Consider the following 24,115-nt stretch of genomic DNA (forward strand, 5'->3'; position numbering starts at 1 on the left):
TTGGCTCCGCCTGGTGGGCTATGCTGATTACACCTGTTTTGCAGTGGTTTCGAGGGGAGGGCATGGCGGCACAGTGACAGACCCGGCCCATGTAGGAAACGCAGAAGTCAGGGTGGGCTGGTGCGCTGCGTGGGCTTCGACAGGCCCGCCCTGAGCCTGTCGAAGCCCAAATGCGCCAGGCTTACCCCAGGCGCGCCAGTGCCGCCGCAAGGCGCTCGGCTTCGGCGGTGTGGTGCGCATGGTCGCCGCGGGCCTTCTCGACCGCCTCGGGCTTGGCCTTTTCGACGAACTTGGGGTTCGAGAGGCGGCCTTCCAGCGACTTGGCTTCCTTCTGCGAGGCGGCCAGCGCCTTTTCGAGGCGGGCCTTTTCCGCCGCGATGTCGATCACGCCTTCCAGCGGGATCGCCAGCATCGCATCGCCGGCGCCGACTTGCAGCAGTGCGCCTGCCGGAGCCGCTTCGAAGTGGATCGCATCGAGGCGGGCAAGGCGGTCGATCGCCGCGCCGTTGCGCCCGACGATGGCCCTTGTCGCCTCGCTGGGATCGGCGAGGTAGGCGGTCAGGCGCGCGCCCGGCGCGATGCCGAGTTCAGCCTTGGCGCCGCGCAGGTTGCCGATCAGCGCGATCAGCCACTCGACCTCGGCCTTGGCGGCGCCGTCGACCGCGGCGTTCGGGGCGGGCCACTTTGCGGTGATCAGCGGGTAATTGCCGCGCTCGCCCATCTTGCTCCACAGCTCTTCGGTCACGAAGGGCATGAAGGGGTGAAGCATGACAAGGATCTGGTCGAGCACCCAACCGGCGACGGCCTTGGTCTCCGCGTCGAAGTTGCCCTTCACCAGTTCGATGTACCAGTCGCAGAACTGGTCCCAGACGAAGTGGTAGATGGTGTTCGCCGCCGCGTCGAAGCGCAGCTCGGCCATGGCCTTGTCGAGTTCGGCCAGGGTCTCGACGACTTCGCCGATGATCCACTTGTTGACTGCCGTGGTGGCCGCCGGGGCCTCTACCGAGGTCGAGGCGCCGATGCCGTTGCTCTGGCAGAAGCGGGCCGCGTTCCACAGCTTGGTCGCGAAGTTGCGGTAACCCTCGACGCGCTTTTCATCCATCTTCACGTCGCGGCCCTGGCTTTCCATGGCCGACATGAAGAAGCGCAGCGCGTCGGCGCCGTACTTGTCGATCAGGCCGAGCGGGTCGACGACGTTGCCCTTGGACTTGGACATCTTCTGCCCGTCCGCCGCGCGCACGAGGCCATGCAGGTAGAGCCGCTTCCACGGCACTTCCTTCATGAAGTGGATGCCCTGCATCGCCATGCGCGCATCCCAGAAGAACAGGATGTCGAAGCCGGAAACGAGCAGGTCGTTGGGGTAGTGCTTCTTGAGCAGCGGCGCGTCCTCGTCCGGCCAGCCCAGTGTGGCGAAAGGCCACAGTGCCGAGGAGAACCACGTGTCGAGGACGTCCTCGTCGCGGGTCAGCTTCTTGTTGCCGGCCAGCGCCTGCGCTTCTTCTTCGGTCTCGGCGACATAGACTTCGCCGTCCTCGGCATACCACGCCGGAATCCGGTGACCCCACCAGAGCTGGCGGCTGACGCACCACGGCTGGATGTTCTCCATCCAGTTGAAGAAGGTCTTTTCCCAGGTCTTGGGGACGATCTCGATCTTGCCCGAACGCACTGCCTCGAGCGGGGGCTGGGCCAGCGTTTCGGCATCGACGTACCACTGGTCGGTCAGCCAGGGTTCGATGACCACGCCGCCGCGGTCGCCGAAGGGGGTCTGGATCGTGCGCGGCTCGGCGTCGTGAAGGACTTCGTTGCCTTCCTTGTCCCTGGTGACGTGGGGGATGAGGAAGCCCAGTTCCTTCATCTCGGCCACCACGGCATCGCGCGCAGCGAAGCGCTCCATGCCAAGGTACTTTTCGGGGATCAGGCCATCCGCGGTCTGCACCACGTTGGCTTCGGCATCGAACATGTTGAGCATGTCCACAGGCTTGATCCCGGCGCGCTTGCCGACTTCGAAGTCGTTGAAGTCATGGCCCGGCGTGATCTTCACCGCGCCCGAGCCCAGCTGCGGATCGGCGTGTTCGTCGCCCACCACCTTGAAGCGGCGGCCGGTGATCGGCTGGAGGATCTCCTTGCCGATGACGGCCTTGTAGCGCTCGTCCTCGGGATGGACGGCCACGGCCATGTCGGCCAGCATCGTTTCGGGGCGCGTGGTGGCGACCTCGATGTAGTCCTGCCCGTTCGCCAGCGTGACGCCGTCGGCCAGCGGGTACTTGAAGTGCCAGAAACCGCCCTGCAACTCGCGCGTCTCGACCTCGAGGTCGGAGATCGCGGTCTTGAGCTTGGGGTCCCAGTTCACAAGCCGCTTGTCGCGGTAGATCAGGCCCTGGTTGTAGAGATCGACGAAGACCTTCACGACCGCCCTGGTGAAGTGCGGGTCCATCGTGAACTGCTCGCGGCTCCAGTCCATCGAGCAGCCCAGGCGGCGCAGCTGGCGGGTGATGGTGCCGCCGCTTTCGTGCTTCCATTCCCAGACCTTGTCGACGAAGGCTTCGCGCGAATAGTTGGTGCGCTTGTCCTGTTTCGCTTCCATCTGGCGCTCGACCACCATCTGCGTGGCGATGCCGGCGTGATCGGTGCCCACCACCCACAGCGCGTCCTTGCCGCGCAGGCGCTCGTAGCGGATCACGATGTCCTGCAGCGTGTTGTCGAGCGCGTGGCCGATGTGCAGCGAACCGGTGACGTTCGGCGGCGGATTGACGATGGTGAACGGCTGCGCGTCCGGGCGCTCCGGGCGGAACAGGCCGTTGTCTTCCCAGTGGGAATACCACTTCGCCTCGATCGGGGCGGGGTCGAAAGTCTTGTCGAGCGCAGGCGCGGGATTCTGGTCGGTCATGGCGCGGCGCTTTGCCAGTGCTGGGCAAGTCGCGCAAGTTGCCAGTGCGGCCTCTCGCGGGTCCGTGCCTTTGTTTCGCCGCACGGCCCTGCGAAAGCAAGGGATCGACGTCGCGGCGAACAATTCGTCGCAGCCGGGGAACCTCTTGCCGGTCCACGGTTTTTCCCCCAATACGAGCGCACATGCGGGAATGGGCTGAATTCACTCTGTCGGAAAGCGACGAAGGCGGTGTTCCTACGCTGGCGCTGCAGGGACCACTGCGCGTGCATTCGCTGGGCGATCTCGAGGACAAGCTCGAGGCTGTCGACGGGCATTTCCAGCGGATCGACCTGGCCGGCATTACCGACATCGATACCACCGGTGCGTGGCTGGTCTCGCGCTTCGCGGACCGTCGCGGCGTTGCCATCGTCAATGAAAGCGAACAGGCCCGGCGCCTGTTCGCGGCGATCGGCAGCATCGAGGGTGAGGAGGCCGAGCTTGAGCCGCAGGCGCCCCTGCTGCGCCGCACGGTAGGCGAATTCGGCGAGGTCGTGACCAACTGGGCCCGCGGGGCGATGAGGGCGGTGGCCTTCCTCGGCGAGCTGATCATGACCCTGGGCACGATCATCCGCCATCCCTCGCGGCTGCGGGTCAAGTCGCTGGTTCACCACATGCAGTACGTGGGCATCAACTCGCTGTGGATCATCAGCCTGATGAGCTTCCTGATCGGCATCGTCATTGCCCAGCAGGGCGCAGTGCAGCTCTCCCAGTTCGGCGCGGAGATCTATACCATCAACCTGACCGGCCGCCTGTCGATGCGCGAGCTGGGCATCCTGATGACCTCGATCATGGTCGCGGGCCGCTCCGGTTCGGCCTTTGCGGCGCAGATCGGCACGATGAAGCTGACCGAAGAAGTCGACGCCATGCGCACGATCGGCGTCTCGCCGATGGAAGCGCTGGTGGTGCCGCGCGTGCTGGCCTCGATGATCATGATGCCGCTGCTCGGCTTCTGGTCGGCGATCCTCGCGATCATCGGCGGCGCCTTCATCTCGAACTTCGCGCTCGACATTCCGTTCTGGACCTTCCTGCAGCGCACCCAGTCCGTTGTCCCGATCACCGACGTGTGGATCGGCGTACTCAAGGCCCCGGTCTTCGCGCTGATCGTCGCGCTGGCGGGCTGCTACCAGGGCATGCAGGTGACCACCAATGCCGAGGAAGTGGGCAGCCGCACGACCCAGGCAGTCGTCACCGCGATCTTCACCGTCATCGTCCTCGACGCTTTCTTCGCGATCTTCTTCACGGAGATCGGCTGGAAATGAGCGAGGCACAGGAATATCCGATCCAGGTCGAAGGATTGCGCAACGCCTTCGGTGAGCACGTGATCCACGAGGATCTCTCGCTGAAAGTCCGCAAGGGCGAGATTCTCGGCGTCGTCGGCGGCTCGGGCACCGGCAAGTCGGTGCTGATGCGCTCGATCATCGGCTTGCAGCGGCCTACCGCGGGCACCGTCACCGTGCTCGGCCATGACATGGAACATGCCGACGACGAGGACGAGATCGACATCCGTTCGCGCTGGGGCGTGCTGTTCCAGGGCGGCGCGCTGTTCTCGACGCTGACCGTGGGCGAAAACGTAGAGGTCCCGCTCAAGCAGTTCTACCCGGAGATCTCCGACCAGCTGCGCGAGGAGATCGCCCGTTTCAAGGTCAAGCTCTCGGGCCTGCCCGAGGATGCGGCCTACAAGTATCCCAACGAGCTTTCGGGCGGGATGAGGAAGCGTGCCGGCCTGGCCCGTGCGCTTGCGCTCGATCCCGAGCTGCTGTTTCTTGACGAGCCTACCGCGGGCCTCGACCCGATCGGCGCGGCCGCTTTCGACAAGCTGACGCGTGAACTGAAGGAAACGCTGGGCCTTACGGTCTTCCTCATCACGCACGACCTCGATACGCTTTACGCGATCTGCGACCGCGTGGCGGTGCTGGCGGACAAGCAGGTGATCGCCTGCGGGACGATTCCCGAACTGCTGGCGCTCGATCACCCGTGGATCCAGGAATATTTCAACGGCCCGCGCGGCCGCGCCGCACTGGCGGCCAAGGACGATCCCGAAGTGCACCCGGAACATGCAGGGTCAGGGCTCGTTGATGAAGAGAAGACCGAAAGGGGCGAAGGGCAGACCATGGACAAGTCCGGAAAAGCGGGGGCATAGGCACGGGACATGGAAACGCGCGCCAACAATGTCTGGGTCGGAGCCGTCACGCTGGTGCTGCTGGCGCTGCTGGCGGCCTTCATCATCTGGATTGCCCGCCTCAATGAAGGCGAGCGCAACGAGTACGACATCTTCTTCAAGCAGTCGGTGGACGGGCTCGCCAAGGGGTCCGAGGTCAACTACGCGGGTGTTCCCGTGGGGCAGATCTCGCAGATCGAGCTGTGGCCCAAGGATCCCAGCTTCATTCGCGTGCGCATCAAGGTGGACGAGAAGGTCCCGGTGACGGTGGGCACGACCGCGACGATCCAGGGCAGTTTCACCGGCGTTTCGGACGTCCAGCTCGAAGGCGCGGTCAAGGGTGCCCCGATGCTGACCGAGCCGGGCCCCGAGGGGGTGCCGGTCATCCCGACCAAGCGCGGCGGCCTGGGCGAGATCCTCTCCAACGCGCCGCTGTTGCTGGAACGTCTCGCCACCCTGACCGAAAGCCTCAACCAGCTTCTCTCCGAAGAGAACCGGCGTTCGATCACCGGCATCCTGAGCAATACCGACAAGATGACCCGCGACCTGTCGCGCGCCACGCCGCAGATCGAGGCGACCGTGGGCGAACTGCAGGGTACCCTGGATCAGGCGACCAAGACTCTCGCCGCATTCGAGGGCGTGGCGACCAAGGCGGACTCTCTGCTCGGCAGCGAGGGCAATTCGCTGGCGGCGCAGCTGCGCGCCACGCTCAATTCCGCGCAGAAGTCGATGGACCAGCTCGACAAGACGATGGAGACGGCCCAGCCCGCGCTGCGCCAGGTCTCCCAGCAGACCCTGCCCGCCGCAGAAGCCGCGATCCGTGACCTTCGCGCGACGAGCAAGGCGCTGCGCAACGTGACCGAGAAGATCGACGAGCAGGGCGCAGGTGCGCTGCTCAAGGGCCAGAAACTGCCGGACTACAAGCCATGACGGAATTCAGGATGGGAAATGCGATGAGCGGTTGGCGCAAGTCCGGCGCATGGCGCGGGGCGGTGATCGCGGCAGCCTGTCTGGCGCTGCCGGGATGCATCAGCCTCGGTGCGAAAGTGCCCGAACAGCTGATCAAGCTCACGCCCGATGTCAGCGCTCCGGCCGGGGCGACGGCCAGCGGCCAGCTCAGCGATGCCATCGTCGTGCTCGATCCCGAGGCCGACCGCAGCCTCGATGTCATGCGCGTGCCGGTCCAGATCAACGAATCCAGCGTTGCCTATCTCAAGGACGCTTCGTGGATCGAAAAGCCCACCCGCCAGTTCCGCAACCTGCTTGCCGAAACGCTGCGAGCCGAAACCGGCAAGCTGGTGGTCGAAGGCGGCGATTTCGAAGTGACCGGCAAGACGCTGATCGGCGGCCGCCTGCTCAACATGGGCTATGATGCCCCGAGCAGTTCCGTCGTGGTCCGCTTCGACGCCATGCGCCGTGAACCCGGTGGTGAAATCGTCACGCGCCGCTTCGAATCCGTGGTCAACAACGTCGAGCCGAAGGCCGACTGGGTCGGTCCCGCGCTGAACCAGGCCGCGAACGACGTGGCCCGGCAGGTCGCGCAGTGGGTCAAGGAAGGCTGATCGACGGCGCTACACCCGGGCTGGAATGCGTATTTCGAAGCCTGAATTGACAAAATTTCAAGCGCGGTTGCAGTAATGTGCAGTCCATGGGGACGCCTCCTCTTATGAAAAGAGGTGGGGGCGAAATAATTCTTCGCAATGTTCTGTCACACTTCTTGGCAATGGATTGCATCCGCACTTTAGCGACACTTCGGTGCCCCGCTGCGCGATGCCCGTGTTGCCGCAGTGCAACACGTCTCCTTTGGGTCACACTTCCTTTCATCTCCATGGATTGACTGCGTTTTCTCCTCTCCGTACGCGGCGCCTCCCCCCCGGTTCTGCCGGGCAGGGAGGATAAGAAAATGCAGGAGTTTTACATGAAGAAGTTTGCCATTGCCGGCGCCGCTGCCGCACTGTTCGTCGTTCCCGCCGCCGCCAACGCTCAGGCGTGGGTGCAGGCTGAATCGGGCGTCGACATCGTTTCGGTCGAGGGCGAATCCAACACCGGATTTGGCTACGGCGTTTCGGCTGGCTACGACCTCGCACTTGCGGGCGGCATGTTCGTCGGCGTGCAGGGCACCTTTGCAGACAGCGACACCAAGCGTTGCGTCCGCGACGTAATGGAAGCTGGCGACAAGGCGTGCCTCGAAGCCGGTCGCGACGTTGCCGCGCTGCTGCGTTTCGGCACCGCCATCACCTCGCAGAGCAAGCTCTACGTGATGGCCGGTTACGCCAATGCCCGCGCCGACGTGACTTATGACGGCCCGAGCGTCGAGGCGATCGAAGACGAGCTGGGCGTCAACGGCGGCATCGGTGCGCATGGCGACCTCGACGGCGTGCGTCTGGGTGCAGGCTACGAGTACGCTCTGAACGACAAGCTCTTCGTGAAGACCGAGTACCGCTACACCAACTATGAGAACGACTTCAGCCGTCACGCTGGCGTCGTGGCTCTTGGTGCGCGCTTCTGATCCTTGCCTGGCAAGGATAGGGTGAGGCGCCTCTAGCCTCTCCCAACCACAAGCATGCGAGCCCGCTCCGGTTCAGGCCGGAGCGGGTTTTCTTTTGGCGGTGAACCTCAGTCGCTGGGCTGGTCTTCGATCAGGGCGATCATGCGCTCCAGCCAGGCGCGCGGCTGGCGGGCCCGGCCGATGTCGCAGACGAATTCCTGCCCGCGCCGCGCGGAATCGAGACCTCGGCGCCCGATCCAGCGTTCCGGCCGATCATGGTAGGTGAGGCCGCGTTTTCCCAGCCATGGCGGCACCTGCCAGAGATTGAGCGGCCCGCCCGGCTGCGTCAGCCGCAATTCGTCCACGGCCCTGCGTGCCGTGGCGCCGGGGCCGAACCAGATCGTATTGTTTGCGGGCCATTCGCCTTCGGCGTGGGGATGGGGCCTTGGCGGTTCGCGCCAGCAGGGGGATTGTCGCAGGACCTCGGGAGCAGCGCAGGCCTCGACGCGCATGTGGGCAAAGATGCGGTGATGGCGCTCGCCCGTGTCGGGATCGGCGAAGAGGCCGAAGAACAGGAAATGATCGCCCGGGCCGACGCCGTGCTTGATGAGATGGCCTTGCGCCGCGCCGCACTGGCCGAACCAGCACAGCCCGTCTCCGAACATCGGGTCGTCATGGCACAGGTCGGCGCCGCCGATCCGCCCGCGCGTTAGGGCAGTCACCAGTTCGCCGAGGCCGCGTTCGGCAAAGCTGGTGCGAGAGCGGTCCGCTGCGGGGATCGGCAGGGAGACCGGTGCGCCGCCCAGAATCGGAGAGGGCACTCCGCCGGCTGTCGTGTCGAAACCCTTGCGGCTGAAGACGAGCTTCACGCCGCCCGCCTCAGCCTTCGCGGGCGAGCCGGGTGAGGCGCATGGCCAGCTCGAAAGCCTCGAGGCGGGTCTTGCGGCGCTCTGCGGCTTCCCAGTCATCACCCCACAGCTCGATCTGCCAGTCTTCTTCAAGGTTGGCGGCGCGCCACAGCGTTTCGCTGTCCGCATCGGGCTGGGCCGCGAAGAGGCCGATGACGAGCGAAGCGGCGAGGCTGGTGAGCATGCGCAGGCCCGCCAGGGTGAAGTCGTCATGCTCGCCCAGAAGCTGTTCCAGGCGGGCAAGGGTCCGGGGCGGCTGCGGCTTGTGAATGATGCCCGAAACGCGGGTGAACGTCAGGCCCCAGCGCTCCTCGGCGCTCTTGAGCAGGGGTTCCCAGACCTCCTGCTGGCGCTGGAAGAGCGCATCTTCCGGGTCGGCGCGATAGCACAGGGTGTCGGTCTCGGCGTAGGGCACCATGCCCCGGATCGCCTCGGCGCGGTCGACGGCAACGGCGTCGATGGCAAAATCGCACAAGTCGCGCAGGACGAAGCCGGCCGGGTCGATATCTTCGCCCTGTGCGGCCCATTCCTCGGCCAGCGCCTCGGCCAGGGGCCTGGTGGGCACGATTTGCGTGCGGCCTCCGGCTGTCTTGATCGGCCGTCCGTCGAGCAGGACGCGCCAGCCTGAGTCGGTCTCGCCGACGGTAACTTCCTTGTAGAATCGCTTCATTTGGGTGTGCGCCACTTCCGCGCGAGAACTTTGGGGACGATGAAGGTGTCGGCCAGGCCGACGGCGATGAGGATATAGCCCAGCCACGAGGGCAGGGGGTAAGCGCCGTTGGCGATGAGGATGCCGCAAACGACGAAGGCCACGCCCAGCAGGCGCACGATCTGGATCACCGCAAAGCGGGCCGCCGCCGGATCGCGCTCGCTCATTTGAGCAGGTAGGCCAGCAGTTCGGCCGGGGTTTCCGCGACCCATTCGGCGCCCGCCGCCTTCAGTTCTTCGGGATGGTGATAGCCCCAGTCGACCCCGACCGCGCGGGTGCCGGCGGACCGCGCCATCTGCATGTCGTAGCCGGTATCGCCGATCATGACCGCTTCGCCGGGCTGCGCTCCCGCTTCGAACAGGGCCTGCTCCAGCATTTCCGGATTGGGCTTGGAAGGGTGGCGATCTGCGGTCTGCAGGGTAACGAACAGGTCGGTTATGCCGTTGTTGGCAAGGCAATGCGCCAGGCCACGGTCGGACATGCCTGTGGCGACGCCGAGCGTCCAGCCCGATGCGGCGAGCGTGCGCAGGCAGTCCTCAACCCCCTCGAACAGGGGCTGCGAAACGCGGCCTTCGGCGCGTGCGGCTCGGAAGGCTGCCTTGTAGCTTTCGGCCATGGCCTGCTGCTGTTCGAAATCGCTGCCGGGAAGCAGCTGGCGCATCGCCTGCGGCAGCGACAGGCCGACGGCGCGGCGGATCGTATTGCGCGGCGGACTGGCGAGGCCGTGCTCGGCGAAAGTCGCTTCCATCGCCTCGCAAATCGCCGCCTGTCCGTCGATCAGCGTGCCGTCACAGTCGAAGACGGCCAGCTTCACCGCTTGCCTCGCGGGCCGCCGGGCTTCTTCGCGCCGCTCCGGCCTCCCGTCGGCCGTCCACCGGCAGGCTTGCCGGGGCCGGGCTTTCCGCCGGGCCGCGCAGGTTTGCCGCCGGGGCGGGCGGGCTTGCCCGAGCGCGCACCCGGTTTGCCGCCGCGCGGCGGCGGGCCGTCCCCGCGTGAGCGCCGCTCTCCGCGCCGTTCCTTGCGGTACTGCTTGGAGTGGGCCTTGGCCGCGCGCTTCTGCTCGTCCTTGCCCGGCTCGGGCGGAGCTTCGGGCAGTTCGGCGCCGTCGGCCTCATCGAAGCCGAGCTGCTCCAACGAATTGGCGAAATGCTCGGGCAGCGGCGCGGTCACGTCGAGCGGGGCGCCGTCGGGATGGTCGATGATCAGGCGGCGCGCGTGCAGGTGCATCTTGCGGCTGATCGTGCCGGTCAGGAAGGCGTCCTGCCCGCCGTACTTGCCGTCGCCGACGATCGGGTGCCCGATTGCCGCCATGTGCACGCGCAGCTGGTGGGTGCGGCCGGTCAGAGGATGCAGTTCCACCCACGCGGCGCGGTTGCCGGCGCGGTCGAGCACGCGGTAGCGGGTGCGCGCGGGCTGGCCCCCTTCCTCGTCGACGTGCATCTTCTCGCCGCCGGTGCCCGGCTGTTTGGCAAGGGGGAGTTCGATCATGCCGTCCGAGATGCTGGGCACGCCGACCACGAGAGCCCAGTAGATCTTCCTCGCCGAACGGCCGGAGAAGCGCTTGGAGAAGAACGCGGCGCTGCCCGGGGTGCGGGCGATCAGCAGGACGCCGGAGGTGTCCTTGTCGAGCCGGTGGACGAGGCGGGGACGCGGGCCGTCAGGCGCATAGGCGTCGAGCAGGCCGTCGACGTGCTGCTTCATGCCCGAGCCGCCCTGCGTGGCAAGGCCCGGGGGCTTGTTGAGCACGATGGCCGCGCGGTCCTGCGTGAGGACCATCGAATCGGCGAGTTCCAGTTCTTCCTCGGTCAGCTCGCGGCGGGTGCGGGCTGGCTTGCCGCCCGGCTTGACCTCGCCGCCCGGGGGGACGCGCAGGACCTGTCCGGCGCTCAGCCGGTCGGCGACGTCGGCGCGCTTGCCGTCGACGCGGATCTGCCCGGTGCGGGCCCAGCGCGATACGGTGGCGAAGCCGACTTGCGGCAGGTGCCGCTTGAACCAGCGGTCAAGGCGGACGCCTTCATCGTCGGCGCCGACGGTGAACTGGCGGACAATGTCGTTATTTTCGGGGCGACTCATGCAACGTGCCTCATGATCGAAAGGCCAAGGAACAGGCTCATCACGCCGGCGATCAGGGAGATGCCGGTATAGAAAGCCGCAAGCCCGAGCTGGCCGCGCTCGGCAAGGCTGACGATGTCGAGACTGAAGGAAGAAAACGTGGTGAAGCCGCCGAGCACGCCGACGGCAAGGAACAGGCGGGTGCCTTCGCCATGGCTGCCGAAGCGCGCGAGCCAGCCCACGAGCAGGCCCATGAACAGGCTGCCCAGGACGTTGACGGTAAGCGTTCCCCAGGGGAAATCGCTGGCACGCACGGGCCCGATCGCGGCGACCCAGGCGCGGCCCACAAGGAATCGCAGCCAGGCGCCGAATCCGCCGCCGAACGCCACGTAGAGCGAGGCTACTATAAAGGAGGGATGAGGCATCGCGTCGCCTTAGCGGCGAATCGGCAATAATCCAATTCTTCCCGCATGACCGTGCTGCGCAGGCCGTTGGGGCTGCGGGAGAGGGAGAGCAGACTCCGGCTCCCGGCGTTGAAATGTGGCCTTCGTGTCACTATATTGTGTGAATGTAGGGCCGGATTGCCGTTGGTTTCAGGCCTTTCTGCTTGTCTTTGCGCTGTCGCTTTGCTAACGGCCCGCCCAATCGAGCCGGACTCTTTCGGGGTGCGGCCCTGTTTTTGGCTTTCAGATTCGCAGTTTGCCACGCGGGAAACGACGCGGGGCGAGCTTCGTTCGTTATTTTTGTGAGGTGTTTCGGTTTATGCAGATCATGGTTCGCGACAACAATGTTGATCAGGCCCTTCGTGCGCTCAAGAAGAAGCTGCAGCGGGAAGGTGTCTATCGCGAAATGAAGCTGCGCCGTCACTACGAGAAGCCGTCGGAAAAGCGTGCCCGCGAAAAGGCCGCTGCCGTGCGCCGCGCCCGCAAGCTTGAGCGCAAGCGCATGGAGCGCGACGGCGTCAAGTAAGACGCCTTTCCCGCTGCAAATGCGGGAAACATCCATTGAGCGCGGCGTTCGTGCTTGAACGCCGCATCTGCTTGAGCCATGAGGGCGCGGAATTTCCATCCGCGCCCTTTGTGTATCTGCCTGTGGGGCGAATTTTCGTACGAGGCCTAACGAAGATGACAGAGATCACCCGCGTCCCGCTGCAGCCTGTTGCCAAGGGCGCCGTCACCAAGATCTGGCTCGGCGTTGCCGCAATTGCCCTGGCGGCCGGCGGCGTGGCCTATGCCGCACTTCCGCCTTCGGTCGACGTGAAGACGCTGACCGCCGGTTCGGGCGAATCCCCGACCGCCGATGACGTCGTGCTGATCAACTACAAGGGCACGCTGCCCGACGGTAAGGTCTTCGACGAGGCCAAGCAGGTCCCCATGGCGCTCACCGAAGTCGTCCCGGGCTTCACCAAGGCGCTGGTCAAGATGCAGCGCGGCGGCAAGTACAAGGTCGAGATCCCCTCGGAGCTGGCCTATGGCGACAAGGCCGTCGGCGACATTCCCGCCAACACCGACCTGACCTTCGAAATCGAACTGATCGACTTCAAGAGCCGCGCCGAGATCGAGCAGCAGCAGCGCATCCTCCAGCAGCTCCAGCAGATGCAGTCGCAGGGCGGCATGCCGGGCGCAGAAGCACCGGCTCACCCCTGATCCGGGCCTGATCCGGGCTGATCCGCGCCTGCTTCGCCGCTTGATGCGGTCAGGAGCGGGTGCTAGCGCCCGCTCACAGCCCATTTATCGAAACGGGGCCGCGCGTCGGCCCCGTCATCATTGAGGAACAGCCATGTCGGTCGATACCGCAACCGTGGCCAAGATCGCCAGCCTCGCCCGCATCAAGGTGAGCGAGCAGGAGCTCGAGGCGATGGTCCCTGAACTCAACGGCATTCTCGCCTGGGTCGAGCAACTCGGCGAAGTCGACGTTACCGGCGTTGAGCCGATGACGGCCGTGATCCCCAACAAGCTGCGCCTGCGCGACGACGTGATCGACGCCGATCCGCTGACCGGCGGCAACAAGCGCGATGCCGTGCTTGCCAATGCGCCGGCTGCCGAGCACGGCTTCTTCGGCGTGCCCAAGGTGATCGAATAGTGCCAGGTCGCGTACGCCGCGCCTGCCCCGCGACAAGCGCAGGGCGTGCGGATGTCTGCGAAATTCGTCTTTCTACCTCCGCTCGTGCCGAGCCTGTCGAGGCACGCGCGCAACATTATCGGCTGGAAGCAGCATGACTGACCTTACCGAACTCGGCGTAGCCCAGATCCGCGACGGCGTTGCCGGCGGCGAATTCACCGCCGTCGAAGTGGCCGAGGCGTTCAACGCCAATGTCGCTGCCGCACAGGAGGCGCTCAACGCCTTCATCGTCGCCACCCCCGAAGCTGCGGTCGAAGCCGCCAGGGCCACCGACGCCCGGCGCGCCAAGGGCGAAGCGCTGGGCAAGATGGGCGGCGTGCCCATCGGCATGAAGGACCTGTTCGCCACCCGCGGCGTGCAGACCACGGCTGCCAGCCACATCCTCGAAGGCTTCAGGCCCGAGTACGAATCGACCGTTTCGCAGAAGCTGTGGGATGCGGGCGCGGGCATGCTGGGCAAGCTCAACCTCGACCAGTTCGCGATGGGCTCCTCGAACGAGACCAGCTACTTCGGCAACGTGATCTCGCCCTGGCGTCGCAACGACGGCGGCAATGCCGCACTTGCGCCCGGCGGTTCCTCGGGCGGTTCGTCCGCTGCCGTTTCGGCGCGCCTGTGCCCGGCCGCGACCGGCACCGACACCGGCGGTTCGATCCGCCAGCCTGCCGCCTTCACCGGGATTACCGGCATCAAGCCGACCTATGGACGCTGCTCGCGCTGGGGCATCGTCGCTTTCGCCAGCTCGCTCGACCAGGCCGGGCCGATGGCGCGCGACACCCGCGACTGCGCGATCATGCTGGAAGCCATGGCCGGTTTCGATCCCAAGGATTCGACCAGCCTCGACATGCCGGTGCCGCAGTGGGAAGCCGGTCTTTCCGCCGATCTCAAGGGCAAGAAGGTCGGCATCCCGCGCGAATACCGCATGGATGGCATGGACGCCGAGATCGCCGCGCTGTGGGACCAGGGCGTTGCATGGCTGAAGGATGCGGGCGCAGAAGTCGTCGAGATTTCGCTGCCGCACACCAAGTATGCGCTGCCCGCCTACTACATCATCGCGCCGGCCGAGGCTTCCTCGAACCTCGCGCGCTATGACGGCGTACGCTACGGCCTGCGCGACCTGCCCGACGGGGCCAACCTGCAGGACATGTACGCGGCCACCCGCGCCGCCGGTTTCGGCGCCGAGGTGAAGCGCCGCATCCTGATCGGCACCTACGTCCTTTCGGCTGGCTTCTACGATGCCTACTACACGCAGGCTCAAAAGGTGCGCACCCTGATCAGCCAGGACTTCGCCAGGGCCTTCGAGGAATGCGACGTCATCCTCGCGCCGACCACGCCGACTGCGTCCTTCGCGCTGGGCGAGAAGTCCGACGATCCGCTGAGCATGTATCTCAACGACGTCTTCTCGGTTCCCGCCTCGCTCGCGGGCCTGCCGGCGATGTCGGTCCCGGCGGGCATGAACCGCGAGGGGCTGCCGCTCGGCCTGCAGGTCATCGGCAAGGCCTTCGACGAACAGGGCGTTCTCAATGCCGGCCTCGCGATCGAACAGCGGGCCGGGTTCACGGCCAAGCCGGCCAAGTGGTGGTAAGAGAAATGGCTGACAGCACTTATCGCATCCAGGGCGCAACCGGTGACTGGGAGGTCGTGATCGGCCTCGAAGTCCACGCGCAGGTCACTTCGAACTCCAAGCTGTTCTCCGGCTCGGCAACCGCGTTCGGCGCGGAGCCGAACTCGCAGGTCAGCCTTGTCGACGCGGCGATGCCGGGGATGCTCCCCGTGCTCAACCGCGAGTGCATCCGCCAGGCGGTGCGCACCGGCATGGCCATCGACGCGCAGATCAACAAGTGGTCGCGCTTCGACCGCAAGAACTACTTCTACGCGGACTTGCCGCAGGGCTACCAGATCAGCCAGCTCTACCACCCGCTGGTGGGCGAGGGCGCGATCGAGATCGCGCTGGACGACAAGAACCCCGAAGACACCAAGACCATCGGCATCGAGCGCATCCACGTCGAACAGGACGCGGGCAAGCTGATGCACGACCAGCACCCGACGATGTCCTACGTCGACCTCAACCGCTCTGGCGTGGCGCTGATGGAAATCGTCAGCCGTCCGGACATGCGTTCTCCCGCAGAGGCAGGGGCTTACGTCTCGAAGCTGCGGACGATCCTGCGCTATGTCGGCTCATGCGACGGCAACATGGACCAGGGCTCGATGCGCTGCGACGTCAATGTGTCGGTGCGCCGCCCGGGCGAGGAATTCGGTACCCGTACCGAGACCAAGAACGTCAACTCGGTGCGCTTCGTCATGCAGACGATCGAGCATGAGGCGAACCGCCAGGTCGACGTGCTCGAGAGCGGCGGCAAGATCGTGCAGGAAACCCGCCTGTTCGATCCGACTAGCGGCACGACCCGTTCGATGCGCTCGAAGGAAGATGCGCACGACTATCGCTACTTCCCCGATCCCGACCTTCTTCCGCTCGAGCTGGACGACGCGTTCCTCGAAGAGTGCCGCGCCTCGCTGCCCGAACTGCCGGACGCCAAGCGCCACCGCTACGAGAACGAGCTGGGCCTTTCGCCCTACAATGCGGGCGTGCTGACGGCCGAGGTCGAGACCGCGCGCTGGTTCGAACGTCTCCTTGCCGAAACCGCACGGGCGGCCGGCAAGCAGCCCGCCGAAGCCGCCAAGCAGGCGGCCAACTGGCTGATCTCCGAACTGTTCGGTGCACTCAACAAGCTGGGCACTTCACTTGAGGAATCGCCGGTAACCCCCGAAAAGGGCGGCGATCTTCTCGCCCTGATCGCCAAGGGCACGATCTCCGGCTCGGCGGCCAAGCAGGTGCTCGAGATCATGCTCGAGACGGGCGAAGACGCAGGCGTGATCGTCGAGCGCGAAGGCCTCAAGCAGGAATCGGACACCGGCGCCATCGAGGCTGAGGTGGACAAGGTGCTCGCTGCCAATGCCGACAAGGTCGAGCAGTACAAGGCGGGCAAGGAAGCCCTGTTCGGCTTCTTCGTCGGCCAGACGATGAAAGCCATGAAGGGCAAGGGCAACCCGCAGGTCGTCAACGAAATCCTGAAGGCCAAGCTGGCCTGAGGTAACGGCCCCTCCCCGTTGCAGTGCGACGGGGAGGGGTATCGCTTATCCGTCAGCCGCTCACCCTGAGCCTGGCGAAGGGTGGGGCCCGGGCACTGTGCGTGCCCGTCGCATGGCCTCAGGCCCGGCGCGTGCCGGTCAGGTCCATCGTTCCGAACATGCCGGCCTTGACCTTGCCGGTGATGACATCGCCTTCGACGGTGGCCGTGCAGTCGAGGTCCATCGGCATCGGCATGGTCATCTTCATTTGCCAGCTCAGGGTATTGCCCGAGATGCGGCCGTCCCTGATGTCCATGGAGCCGAGATCGCCGGTGATGTTGCCGGTGAAGCTGTCGCCGTCGCCCGGGATCACGGTGAGGACTCCCTTCTGGTCGCCGAGCGGTGTCTTGGTGATGCAATCGTAGCTGCCGCCTACTGACATGGGGTCATTCTCCTTGTGGCGTCGGGGTGGCGTCTGGTGTCTTTGCCGGATCATTCCACGCTTTGGTCGTCGGATGCGGCCTGCGGGGCCTGCTGCACGTCTATCGGAAGGCCGAGTCCTTCGAGCTGCGGTTCGACGATCTTGCGGTCGCCGACCACGACATAAGTCATGCCGCCGGGTCGCAGGAATTCGTTCGCCGAGGCTTCGATGGCCCTGGCACCGATGCCGCGGAATTTCGCCGCCAGCTTGACGTAATAGTCCTCGGGGCGGCCGAGGCGCTCGTTCTTGCGAATGGCAGCCTGCACGGCGGCGTTGGTCTCGAACTGGTTGGGCAGGGCGCGGATCGTACCTTCCGTAACGCGCTGCAGTTCTTCCTGCGTGATCGGCTTCTGGCCCGGGAAGGCGCCGACATCGGCGATGATCGCCTTGATGGCATCGCCGGTCCGGTCGGCCTGCACCGGCGCGCTGACCACGAAAGTGCGCGGGCCGGTGGGCTGGGTGACGCTGCTGTAGACGCCGTAGCTCCAGCCCTTTTCCTCACGCAGGTCCTTGTTCAGCCGTGAGAGGAAGCCGCCGCCGAGCACGTCGTTGGCAAGCCCCAGTGCCTCGGTATCGGCCTTGCGCCCGGTGATCGGCAGGACGCGGCCGGCCATGATCACCGACTGCGGCGAATTGGGCCGGTCGATCAGGACGATGCGCCCCTGCGCGGCCGGTACGGCAGCGCCGAGCGGCTTGACCGGGGCAGCGCTCTTCGGAGCCTTCCATGCACCGAAGGCCTGTTCCAGCATCGGCTTGAGCCGGTCCATGGTGATGTCGCCCACCACGGTGATGCGCGCGAGGTCGGGGCGCAGCCACTTGTCGTGTGCGGCGCGCAGCGCGGCAGGTGTCAGCGCTGAGAGCGAGGCGGCATTGCCGAGGCCATCGGTCGGCTGCGCATAGGGGTGCTGGCCGAAGAGGGTGGAGCCCAGCGCGCGCAGGGCCATGGCATTGGGCGAGGAGAGCTTCTGCGCCAGTTCCGCCTCGGCCTGCGCCTTCACCCGCGCGACGTCTGCGGGCTTGAAGGCGGGATGCAGGACGAGATCGGCCATCAGGTCGAGCGAGGGTGCCAGATTGTCCGAGAGCGCCGAGAGGGTGACGGTGCTGGTATCGAGCGAGCCGTCGATCTGGATCTGTGCGCCCAGGCGCTCCTGCGCTTCGGCGATGGCGGTTGCATCGAGGCGGTCGGTGCCCTGGTCGAGCATCTCCAGCATCATGCCTTGCGTACCGGGCGTATCGAGCGCGTCGGCAGCATAGCCGGCATCGAAGTCCATCGAGAGGACCAGCTTGGGCACGGCGGTGCGGCGGGCCAGCGCGACCGGGATGCCGTTCGACAAGGTCGCGTGCTCGATGGCCGGGAATGCGAGTTCACCGACCGGTTGCACCGGCGGGAATTCGCGCTTGGGCGCCGGGGCCAGCGCGGGGGCCTCGGCATGCGGATCGGCAGGCGGCGCGGCTTGATCGGCCTCGTCGCCCCAACCGCCCATCGTGTCGCCGCTTTCGGTGCGCGGACCGGGCACGACGTTCAGCGCATAGACCGGGCGCGACATCCACTTGTTGAGCGCGGCCTTGACCTGTGCCGGCGTCAGGGCGGCCATGGCGGCAAGGTCGCGCTTGTACTTGGCCGGATCGTCCGAATAGACCTGCCCCTCGGCCAGCGTCGCGCCCTTGCCGTAGAAGCCGCCGACGCGCTCGAGCCCGCCGATCTCACCCGACACGGTGCTGACGACGGCGCGGCGCACTTCGTCCTCGGTCGGCCCGTCGCGCAAGTAGTCGGCCAGCACCTTGTCGAAGGCCGCTTCGGCCACGGCGCGGTCCACGCCGGGCTTCACGTCCATCGTCATCTGCAGGAAGCTGAGCTGCTCGAAAACCTGGTCGAAGGCGGTCACCGCGACGGCCAGTTGCTTGCCGCGCACCAGTTCGTTGTCGAGCCGCGAGCTGGCAAGACCGCCCAGAATGTGCAGGCCGACCTTGAGAGCGGGCGTATCCGGATCGTTGATGCCGGGCGCGGTCCAGTTGCGGGTCAGCCGCAGGACCGGGACCTGGTCGGTAATGTCGCGCGTCAGCGGGGCGGGCAGGGTGACCGGCCCGGCCTTGACCGGCTCGATCTCGGGCCCGCGGGGGATCTGGCCGAACCATTTTTCTACCTTGGGCCGGGCCGTGGCCGCATCGATATCCCCGGACAGGACGAGGACGACGTTGTTGGGACCGTAATGTTCGGTGAACCACTTGCGAACGTCGGTAAGCGTCGCGGCGTCGAGGTCAGCCATCGAACCGATGGTGGCGTGGCGATACGGATGGCCGATGGGCAGGAGGCCGTCCGCCTGCGCATAGTCGAACAGGCCGTATGGCTGGTTGTCGCCCTGGCGCTTCTCGTTCTGGACAACGCCGCGCTGCTTGTCGAGCTTGTCCTGGGTCACCGCGGGCAGGAGCCAGCCCATGCGGTCGCTTTCCATGAACAGCGCAAGGTCGAGCGCGCCGGTCGGTACCGTTTCGACGTAGTTCGTGCGGTCGTACCAGGTCGAACCGTTGGTCGGCGTCGATCCGGCCGCCTCGAGCGGCACGTCGAAGTCGGGCACATTGGCCGAGCCGCCGAAGAACAGGTGCTCGTAGAGATGGGCAAAACCGGTGTGGCCGCGCGGTTCGTTCTTCGACCCGACCTTGTAGTAGAGCGTCACCGAAACGATCGGGGCCTTGCGGTCGGTGTGGACGATGGTCGTCAGCCCGTTGGCGAGGACGAACTTGTCGAAAGGTATGTCGACCTTGGCGACGAGTTCCTGCGGGGTCGCCGTTCCGGTGTCGCTCGCGGCCGGGGCGACTTGCGCGCTCTGCGTCTGCGCGGGTGGTGCGGCGGCGGCGGTGCTCGCCGTAGGCAGGGCTGAAAGGAGAAGTGCGGCGGCAAGCGCAGTGGCGCTCGTGAGGGGCAGAATTCTCATGAGCCGAGGTCTAGCACGCTGCGGCCGACAGACCAGCGATTCCATGATCAACGCCCGGCAGGACAAGGCCGAATGCCGGGGCCGATGTCCACCGGTTGGCCTTTGACATGGTTTATCGCACTGGAATGGTTCGAAAATGGGACGGTTTCGCTAACCGAGATGCTTTAAATTATCGCCGTAAATCAATAGATTGTCGTATAGAGAGAAAAATTGTGTGATTGAAATGGCTTAACGCTGGAAGTTGCACTCGACGCGCCCGCGCGAAGGCGTACTCTGGGCCATTCCGGGGAGGGGCCGGACGCCGCGTCGGGCCTCGTGAGAAGGAGGGGCTTGTGAACTTCAGGATGCTATCCGCGGCATGTGCCGCGCTTCCGTTTGTGGCGCTTTCGGTGCCGGCCATGGCCAAGTCGGGCGACATCATTCCCAACAGCTATATCTGCGTGTTCAACAAGGCGGTGAACCGGGGCGGAGTCGAATCCGAAGCGCGGCGCATGGCCGGTGCGAACGGCGGGCAGGTCTCGCATGTCTATCGCTATTCGATTCGCGGCTTCGCGGCGCAGATGAGCGCGCAGGCGGCCGCGCAGATGCAGGCGCGCAATCCGGCGATCAAAAGCTGCGAGCCGAACCGCGTCATCGAACTGGGACCGATCCGCGAAGAGAAGGGCAAACCCGGCAGTGGCGGCGGCTCGGGCGGTGGATCGACGGCTCAGCAAACTCCATGGGGCGTGAAGCGCGTCAAAGGCGGCATCGCAGGCACGTTCCAGCGCGCCTGGATCATCGATACCGGCATCGATACCGACCATCCTGACCTCAATGTCGACCTTGCATATGCCAACGGCTTCGTGGCGCGCGAGGAAGGGCTGTACGAGGACCAGAATGGCCATGGTACGCACGTTTCAGGCACCATTGCGGCGCTCAACAATACGATCGGCGTGATCGGCGTCGCCCCGGGCGCGAAAGTCGTGCCGGTGCGCGTGCTCAACCGCAGGGGCAGCGGCGACTATGCCGGGGTCATCGCCGGCGTCGATTGGGTGGCGCAGAATGGAACCACCGGCGATGTCGCGAACATGAGCCTCGGCGGCCCGCCTGACGACATGCTTGATGCCGCTGTTGTCGCGGCGGCGGCAACGGGAGTCCGCTTCACCATCGCGGCCGGTAACAGCGCAGCGGATGCCAACAACTATTCGCCGGCCCGCGTGAACGCGCAGAACGTCTATACCGTTTCGGCTTTCGACAGCAGCGATGCCTTCGCGTACTTCTCCAATTACGGGAACCCGCCGATCGATTATTCGGAGCCGGGCGTCAGCATCCTCTCCACCTGGAAGGACGGTGGCTACAACACGATCAGCGGCACCTCGATGGCGGCGCCGCACCTGGCAGGGCTGCTTCTGCTGGGGGGCATCACATCAGGGGGAACCGTCACCGGAGACAAGGATACGAAGCCCGATACCATCGGCATCCATTGATTTCCTGATCGCAACACCAATTTATCGGGCGGCCCCGGCAGCGATGCGTGGGCCGCCTTTTTGCATTCTTGATCCCGGACAATTGAATCCGCTGCATAAGGTCCCAAATGGACCGGATAAAAAGTATCGCAGCGGTCCTTGTGTTGCAAAAATGCAACACTATATCGTCGGGATCAGGAGGCACGAAAGACCATGAATCTCGAAAAGTTCACCGACCGGGCCAAGGGGTTCCTTCAGGCGGCGCAGACCGTGGCCATACGCCTGAACCACCAGCGCATCAGTTCCGAGCACATCCTCAAGGCGCTGCTCGACGATCCCGAAGGCATGGCCGCCGGGCTCATCAAGCGTGCGGGCGGCAATCCGCAGTTCGCGACCGACGAACTCGACAAGGCGCTGGCCAAGGTGCCGGTGGTCTCGGGCAGCGGTGCCCAGGGGGCGCCGGGTCTCGACAACGATGCCGTGCGCGTTCTCGACGCGGCGGAGCAGGCTGCGACCAAGTCCGGCGACAGCTTCGTCACTGTCGAGCGGCTGCTGCTTGCGCTGGTGCTTGCCAGCACGACGCCGGCCGGTCAGGCGCTCAAGGCGGCCAATGTCACTGCGCAGGCGCTCGAAGCCGCGATCACCGAACTGCGCGGCGGCCGCACTGCCGACAGCGCGGGCGCGGAGAATGCCTACGACGCGATGAAGAAATATGCGCGCGACCTCACCGAAGCGGCGCGCGAGGGCAAGCTCGACCCGGTCATCGGCCGCGACGAGGAGATCCGCCGCACCGTGCAGATCCTTGCCCGGCGCACCAAGAACAACCCCGTCCTCATCGGCGATCCCGGTGTCGGCAAGACTGCCATTGCCGAGGGCCTCGCGCTGCGCATTGCCAATGGCGACGTGCCAGACAGCCTCAAGGACCGGCGTCTCATGGCGCTCGACATGGGTGCCCTTATCGCAGGGGCCAAGTACCGCGGCGAGTTCGAGGAACGCCTCAAGGCCGTGCTCGACGAAGTGAAGGGCGCCGAGGGCGACATCATCCTGTTCATCGACGAGATGCACACGCTGATCGGTGCGGGCGCTTCGGAAGGCTCGATGGACGCGGGCAACCTGCTCAAGCCGGCTCTGGCACGCGGCGAGCTGCACTGCATCGGTGCAACCACGCTCGACGAGTACCAGAAGTACGTCGAGAAGGACGCCGCGTTGCAGCGCCGCTTCCAGCCCGTCTTCGTGGGCGAGCCGACGGTCGAGGACACCATCTCGATCCTGCGCGGCCTCAAGGAGAAGTACGAGCTGCACCACGGCGTGCGGATCACCGATGGTGCGATCGTGGCGGCTGCGACCCTGTCCAACCGCTACATCACCAACCGCTTCCTGCCCGACAAGGCGATCGACCTCATGGACGAGGCCGCGAGCCGCATCCGCATGGAAGTGGAGAGCAAGCCCGAGGAGATCGAAAAGCTCGATCGCCGGATCATCCAGCTCAAGATCGAGGAATCGGCGCTGGGCAAGGAGACCGACGAGGCTTCGGCCGACCGGCTCAGGTCCCTGCGCGAGGAACTGGCGAACCTCGAGCAGCAGTCGAGCGAGCTGACGACCCGCTGGCAGAACGAGCGCGACAAGATCGCCGCCGAAGGCAAGCTCAAGGAGCAGCTCGATGCAGCGCGCCTCGAACTGGAGCAGGCCCAGCGTTCGGGTGACCTCGCCCGTGCAGGCGAATTGTCATACGGCACTATCCCGAACCTGGAAAAGCAGCTCGCCGAGGCGCAGGACCAGTCGGCCAACGCGCTGCTGCGCGAGGAAGTGACCGAGGACGACATCGCCGGTGTCGTCAGCCGCTGGACCGGTGTGCCGGTCGACAAGATGCTCGAGGGCGAGCGCGAGAAGCTGCTCAAGATGGAGCAGGTGATCGGTGAGCGCGTGATCGGGCAGGAGCAGGCCGTGCAGGCGGTGTCCAAGGCCGTCCGGCGTGCCCGGGCAGGTCTGCAGGACCCGAACCGCCCGCTCGGCTCGTTCCTGTTCCTCGGCCCGACGGGCGTCGGCAAGACCGAGCTGACCAAGGCGCTGGCCGGCTTCCTGTTCGACGACGACAGCGCGATGGTTCGCATCGACATGTCCGAGTTCATGGAAAAGCACGCGGTGGCTCGCCTGATCGGCGCGCCTCCGGGTTATGTCGGCTACGAGGAAGGCGGGGTGCTGACCGAGGCGGTGCGGCGCCGGCCCTATCAGGTCGTGCTGTTCGACGAGGTCGAGAAGGCGCACCCGGACGTGTTCAACGTGCTGCTGCAGGTGCTGGACGACGGCCGTCTGACCGATGGGCAGGGCAGGCTGGTGGACTTCACCAATACCCTGATCATCCTCACCTCTAACCTGGGCAGCCAATACCTGACCCAGATCGAGGACGGCAAGGACGTCGAGAGCGTGGAGCCGCAGGTGATGGAAGTCGTTCGCGCGCACTTCCGGCCCGAGTTCCTCAATCGTCTCGACGAGATCATCCTGTTCCACCGCCTTGGCCAGGACCACATGGGCCCGATCGTCGAGATCCAGGTCTCGCGGGTGCAGAAGCTGCTCAAGGACCGCAAGATCGAGCTCGACCTGACCGATGCCGCCAAGCGCTGGCTGGGCCGCGTCGGCTACGATCCGGTCTACGGTGCGCGGCCGCTCAAGCGGGCGGTCCAGCGCTACCTGCAGGATCCGCTTGCCGAGAAACTGCTGGCCGGCGAGATCCCCGACGGCTCGACCGTGCGGATCGGCGACGGCGACGGCGCCCTGGCGATCGCCGTGGAGTAAACGAAATGGGCGGGATCTCCGAAGATCCCGCCCAT

At 65.7% G+C, this 24,115-nt stretch carries 21 protein-coding genes; 12 read left to right on the forward strand and 9 right to left on the reverse strand.

What is annotated here, in order from left to right; all coding sequences use genetic code 11:
• Positions 1-181: 181 nt before the first annotated feature.
• Positions 182-2,887 (reverse strand): valine--tRNA ligase, encoded by a 2,706-nt coding sequence (locus JI59_RS16180; protein WP_007011597.1) that lies wholly within the window; start codon positions 2,885-2,887, stop codon positions 182-184.
• A gap of 182 nt (positions 2,888-3,069) precedes the next feature.
• Here JI59_RS16180 and JI59_RS16185 point away from each other — a divergent pair, with 182 nt between their 5' ends.
• The 5 genes from JI59_RS16185 (at position 3,070) to JI59_RS16205 (ending at position 7,593) form a co-directional block, all read left to right on the forward strand.
• Positions 3,070-4,185, forward strand: a complete 1,116-nt coding sequence (locus JI59_RS16185; RefSeq protein ID WP_007011596.1) for an ABC transporter permease — start codon at positions 3,070-3,072, stop codon at positions 4,183-4,185.
• Entirely contained in the window at positions 4,182-5,066 is an 885-nt protein-coding gene (locus JI59_RS16190; RefSeq protein WP_007011594.1) for an ABC transporter ATP-binding protein, read from the forward strand. Before JI59_RS16185 ends, JI59_RS16190 begins: the two co-directional genes overlap by 4 nt.
• 9 nt (positions 5,067-5,075) lie before the next feature.
• The gene (locus JI59_RS16195; RefSeq protein WP_007011593.1) at positions 5,076-6,014 is read left to right on the forward strand and encodes an MlaD family protein; all 939 of its coding nucleotides are present in this window, start codon (positions 5,076-5,078) and stop codon (positions 6,012-6,014) included.
• A gap of 23 nt (positions 6,015-6,037) precedes the next feature.
• A complete protein-coding gene (locus JI59_RS16200) occupies positions 6,038-6,646 on the forward strand; it encodes an ABC-type transport auxiliary lipoprotein family protein (protein ID WP_038577740.1) in 609 nt (202 codons plus the stop codon).
• A gap of 356 nt (positions 6,647-7,002) precedes the next feature.
• Entirely contained in the window at positions 7,003-7,593 is a 591-nt protein-coding gene (locus tag JI59_RS16205; RefSeq protein WP_038576381.1) for an outer membrane protein, read from the forward strand.
• 107 nt (positions 7,594-7,700) lie between these two features.
• On the opposite strand, the gene JI59_RS16210 is transcribed toward JI59_RS16205, so the two are convergent.
• From JI59_RS16210 to crcB, 6 genes are read right to left on the reverse strand one after another with little or no spacing between them, the layout of a single operon-like run.
• Positions 7,701-8,441 carry an Nmad3 family putative nucleotide modification protein gene (locus JI59_RS16210; protein WP_007011590.1) on the reverse strand — a complete coding sequence of 247 codons (741 nt, stop codon included), beginning with the start codon at positions 8,439-8,441 and terminating at the stop codon, positions 7,701-7,703.
• Positions 8,442-8,451: 10 nt separating this feature from the next.
• A complete protein-coding gene (locus tag JI59_RS16215) occupies positions 8,452-9,150 on the reverse strand; it encodes an ATP12 family chaperone protein (protein ID WP_007011589.1) in 699 nt (232 codons plus the stop codon).
• The gene (locus JI59_RS16220; RefSeq protein WP_007011588.1) at positions 9,147-9,356 is read right to left on the reverse strand and encodes a hypothetical protein; all 210 of its coding nucleotides are present in this window, start codon (positions 9,354-9,356) and stop codon (positions 9,147-9,149) included. The genes JI59_RS16215 and JI59_RS16220 overlap by 4 nt, the downstream gene beginning before the upstream one ends.
• Positions 9,353-10,003: an HAD-IA family hydrolase gene (locus JI59_RS16225; RefSeq protein WP_007011587.1), complete on the reverse strand. Its 651-nt coding sequence runs from the start codon at positions 10,001-10,003 to the stop codon at positions 9,353-9,355. The genes JI59_RS16220 and JI59_RS16225 overlap by 4 nt, the downstream gene beginning before the upstream one ends.
• On the reverse strand, positions 10,000-11,262 hold the full coding sequence (locus JI59_RS16230; RefSeq protein ID WP_013833097.1) for an RluA family pseudouridine synthase: 1,263 nt from the start codon (positions 11,260-11,262) through the stop codon (positions 10,000-10,002). The genes JI59_RS16225 and JI59_RS16230 overlap by 4 nt, the downstream gene beginning before the upstream one ends.
• Positions 11,259-11,666, reverse strand: a complete 408-nt coding sequence (gene crcB, locus JI59_RS16235) for a fluoride efflux transporter CrcB (RefSeq protein ID WP_038576384.1) — start codon at positions 11,664-11,666, stop codon at positions 11,259-11,261. Before crcB ends, JI59_RS16230 begins: the two co-directional genes overlap by 4 nt.
• A gap of 337 nt (positions 11,667-12,003) precedes the next feature.
• On the opposite strand from crcB, the gene rpsU reads away from it, so the two are divergent.
• From rpsU to gatB, 5 genes are all read left to right on the forward strand, one after another.
• The gene (gene rpsU, locus JI59_RS16240) at positions 12,004-12,210 is read left to right on the forward strand and encodes a 30S ribosomal protein S21 (protein ID WP_007011585.1); all 207 of its coding nucleotides are present in this window, start codon (positions 12,004-12,006) and stop codon (positions 12,208-12,210) included.
• Between the two features lie 155 nt (positions 12,211-12,365).
• Positions 12,366-12,887, forward strand: coding sequence for an FKBP-type peptidyl-prolyl cis-trans isomerase (locus JI59_RS16245; protein WP_007011584.1), 522 nt, complete (start codon positions 12,366-12,368; stop codon positions 12,885-12,887).
• Positions 12,888-13,020: 133 nt separating this feature from the next.
• On the forward strand, positions 13,021-13,323 hold the full coding sequence (gene gatC, locus JI59_RS16250; RefSeq protein WP_007011583.1) for an Asp-tRNA(Asn)/Glu-tRNA(Gln) amidotransferase subunit GatC: 303 nt from the start codon (positions 13,021-13,023) through the stop codon (positions 13,321-13,323).
• A gap of 133 nt (positions 13,324-13,456) precedes the next feature.
• The gene (gene gatA / locus JI59_RS16255) at positions 13,457-14,944 is read left to right on the forward strand and encodes an Asp-tRNA(Asn)/Glu-tRNA(Gln) amidotransferase subunit GatA (RefSeq protein WP_007011582.1); all 1,488 of its coding nucleotides are present in this window, start codon (positions 13,457-13,459) and stop codon (positions 14,942-14,944) included.
• A 5-nt stretch (positions 14,945-14,949) separates the two neighbouring features.
• Entirely contained in the window at positions 14,950-16,449 is a 1,500-nt protein-coding gene (gene gatB, locus JI59_RS16260; protein ID WP_007011581.1) for an Asp-tRNA(Asn)/Glu-tRNA(Gln) amidotransferase subunit GatB, read from the forward strand.
• A gap of 118 nt (positions 16,450-16,567) precedes the next feature.
• Here gatB and JI59_RS16265 read toward each other — a convergent pair whose 3' ends face one another.
• Together JI59_RS16265 and JI59_RS16270 are read right to left on the reverse strand one after the other, a co-directional pair.
• Complete coding sequence (locus tag JI59_RS16265; RefSeq protein ID WP_007011580.1) at positions 16,568-16,870, reverse strand: hypothetical protein; 303 nt, start codon at positions 16,868-16,870, stop codon at positions 16,568-16,570.
• Positions 16,871-16,920: 50 nt separating this feature from the next.
• Positions 16,921-19,842, reverse strand: a complete 2,922-nt coding sequence (locus tag JI59_RS16270; protein ID WP_007011579.1) for a M16 family metallopeptidase — start codon at positions 19,840-19,842, stop codon at positions 16,921-16,923.
• 332 nt (positions 19,843-20,174) lie between these two features.
• Between JI59_RS16270 and JI59_RS16275 the strand changes: the two genes are divergently transcribed.
• Both JI59_RS16275 and clpB read left to right on the forward strand, forming a co-directional pair.
• Positions 20,175-21,308: a S8 family serine peptidase gene (locus JI59_RS16275; protein WP_202946078.1), complete on the forward strand. Its 1,134-nt coding sequence runs from the start codon at positions 20,175-20,177 to the stop codon at positions 21,306-21,308.
• Positions 21,309-21,500: 192 nt separating this feature from the next.
• Complete coding sequence (gene clpB, locus JI59_RS16280) at positions 21,501-24,080, forward strand: ATP-dependent chaperone ClpB (RefSeq protein ID WP_007011577.1); 2,580 nt, start codon at positions 21,501-21,503, stop codon at positions 24,078-24,080.
• The last annotated feature ends 35 nt before the right edge of the window (positions 24,081-24,115 follow it).

This window comes from Novosphingobium pentaromativorans US6-1, assembly GCF_000767465.1.
Lineage (GTDB): Bacteria > Pseudomonadota > Alphaproteobacteria > Sphingomonadales > Sphingomonadaceae > Novosphingobium > Novosphingobium pentaromativorans.

Coding starts and splice junctions, on each gene's coding strand:
- gatA (WP_007011582.1), top strand. CDS start 13,457: ATGACTGACCTTACCGAACTCGGCGTAGCCCAGATCCGCGACGGCGTT.
- clpB (WP_007011577.1), top strand. CDS start 21,501: ATGAATCTCGAAAAGTTCACCGACCGGGCCAAGGGGTTCCTTCAGGCG.
- gatC (WP_007011583.1), top strand. CDS start 13,021: ATGTCGGTCGATACCGCAACCGTGGCCAAGATCGCCAGCCTCGCCCGC.
- JI59_RS16200 (WP_038577740.1), top strand. CDS start 6,038: ATGAGCGGTTGGCGCAAGTCCGGCGCATGGCGCGGGGCGGTGATCGCG.
- JI59_RS16180 (WP_007011597.1), bottom strand. CDS start 2,887: ATGACCGACCAGAATCCCGCGCCTGCGCTCGACAAGACTTTCGACCCC.
- JI59_RS16265 (WP_007011580.1), bottom strand. CDS start 16,870: ATGTCAGTAGGCGGCAGCTACGATTGCATCACCAAGACACCGCTCGGC.
- gatB (WP_007011581.1), top strand. CDS start 14,950: ATGGCTGACAGCACTTATCGCATCCAGGGCGCAACCGGTGACTGGGAG.
- JI59_RS16185 (WP_007011596.1), top strand. CDS start 3,070: ATGCGGGAATGGGCTGAATTCACTCTGTCGGAAAGCGACGAAGGCGGT.
- JI59_RS16230 (WP_013833097.1), bottom strand. CDS start 11,262: ATGAGTCGCCCCGAAAATAACGACATTGTCCGCCAGTTCACCGTCGGC.
- JI59_RS16215 (WP_007011589.1), bottom strand. CDS start 9,150: ATGAAGCGATTCTACAAGGAAGTTACCGTCGGCGAGACCGACTCAGGC.
- crcB (WP_038576384.1), bottom strand. CDS start 11,666: ATGCCTCATCCCTCCTTTATAGTAGCCTCGCTCTACGTGGCGTTCGGC.
- JI59_RS16245 (WP_007011584.1), top strand. CDS start 12,366: ATGACAGAGATCACCCGCGTCCCGCTGCAGCCTGTTGCCAAGGGCGCC.
- JI59_RS16195 (WP_007011593.1), top strand. CDS start 5,076: ATGGAAACGCGCGCCAACAATGTCTGGGTCGGAGCCGTCACGCTGGTG.
- JI59_RS16220 (WP_007011588.1), bottom strand. CDS start 9,356: ATGAGCGAGCGCGATCCGGCGGCGGCCCGCTTTGCGGTGATCCAGATC.
- JI59_RS16190 (WP_007011594.1), top strand. CDS start 4,182: ATGAGCGAGGCACAGGAATATCCGATCCAGGTCGAAGGATTGCGCAAC.
- rpsU (WP_007011585.1), top strand. CDS start 12,004: ATGCAGATCATGGTTCGCGACAACAATGTTGATCAGGCCCTTCGTGCG.
- JI59_RS16205 (WP_038576381.1), top strand. CDS start 7,003: ATGAAGAAGTTTGCCATTGCCGGCGCCGCTGCCGCACTGTTCGTCGTT.
- JI59_RS16270 (WP_007011579.1), bottom strand. CDS start 19,842: ATGAGAATTCTGCCCCTCACGAGCGCCACTGCGCTTGCCGCCGCACTT.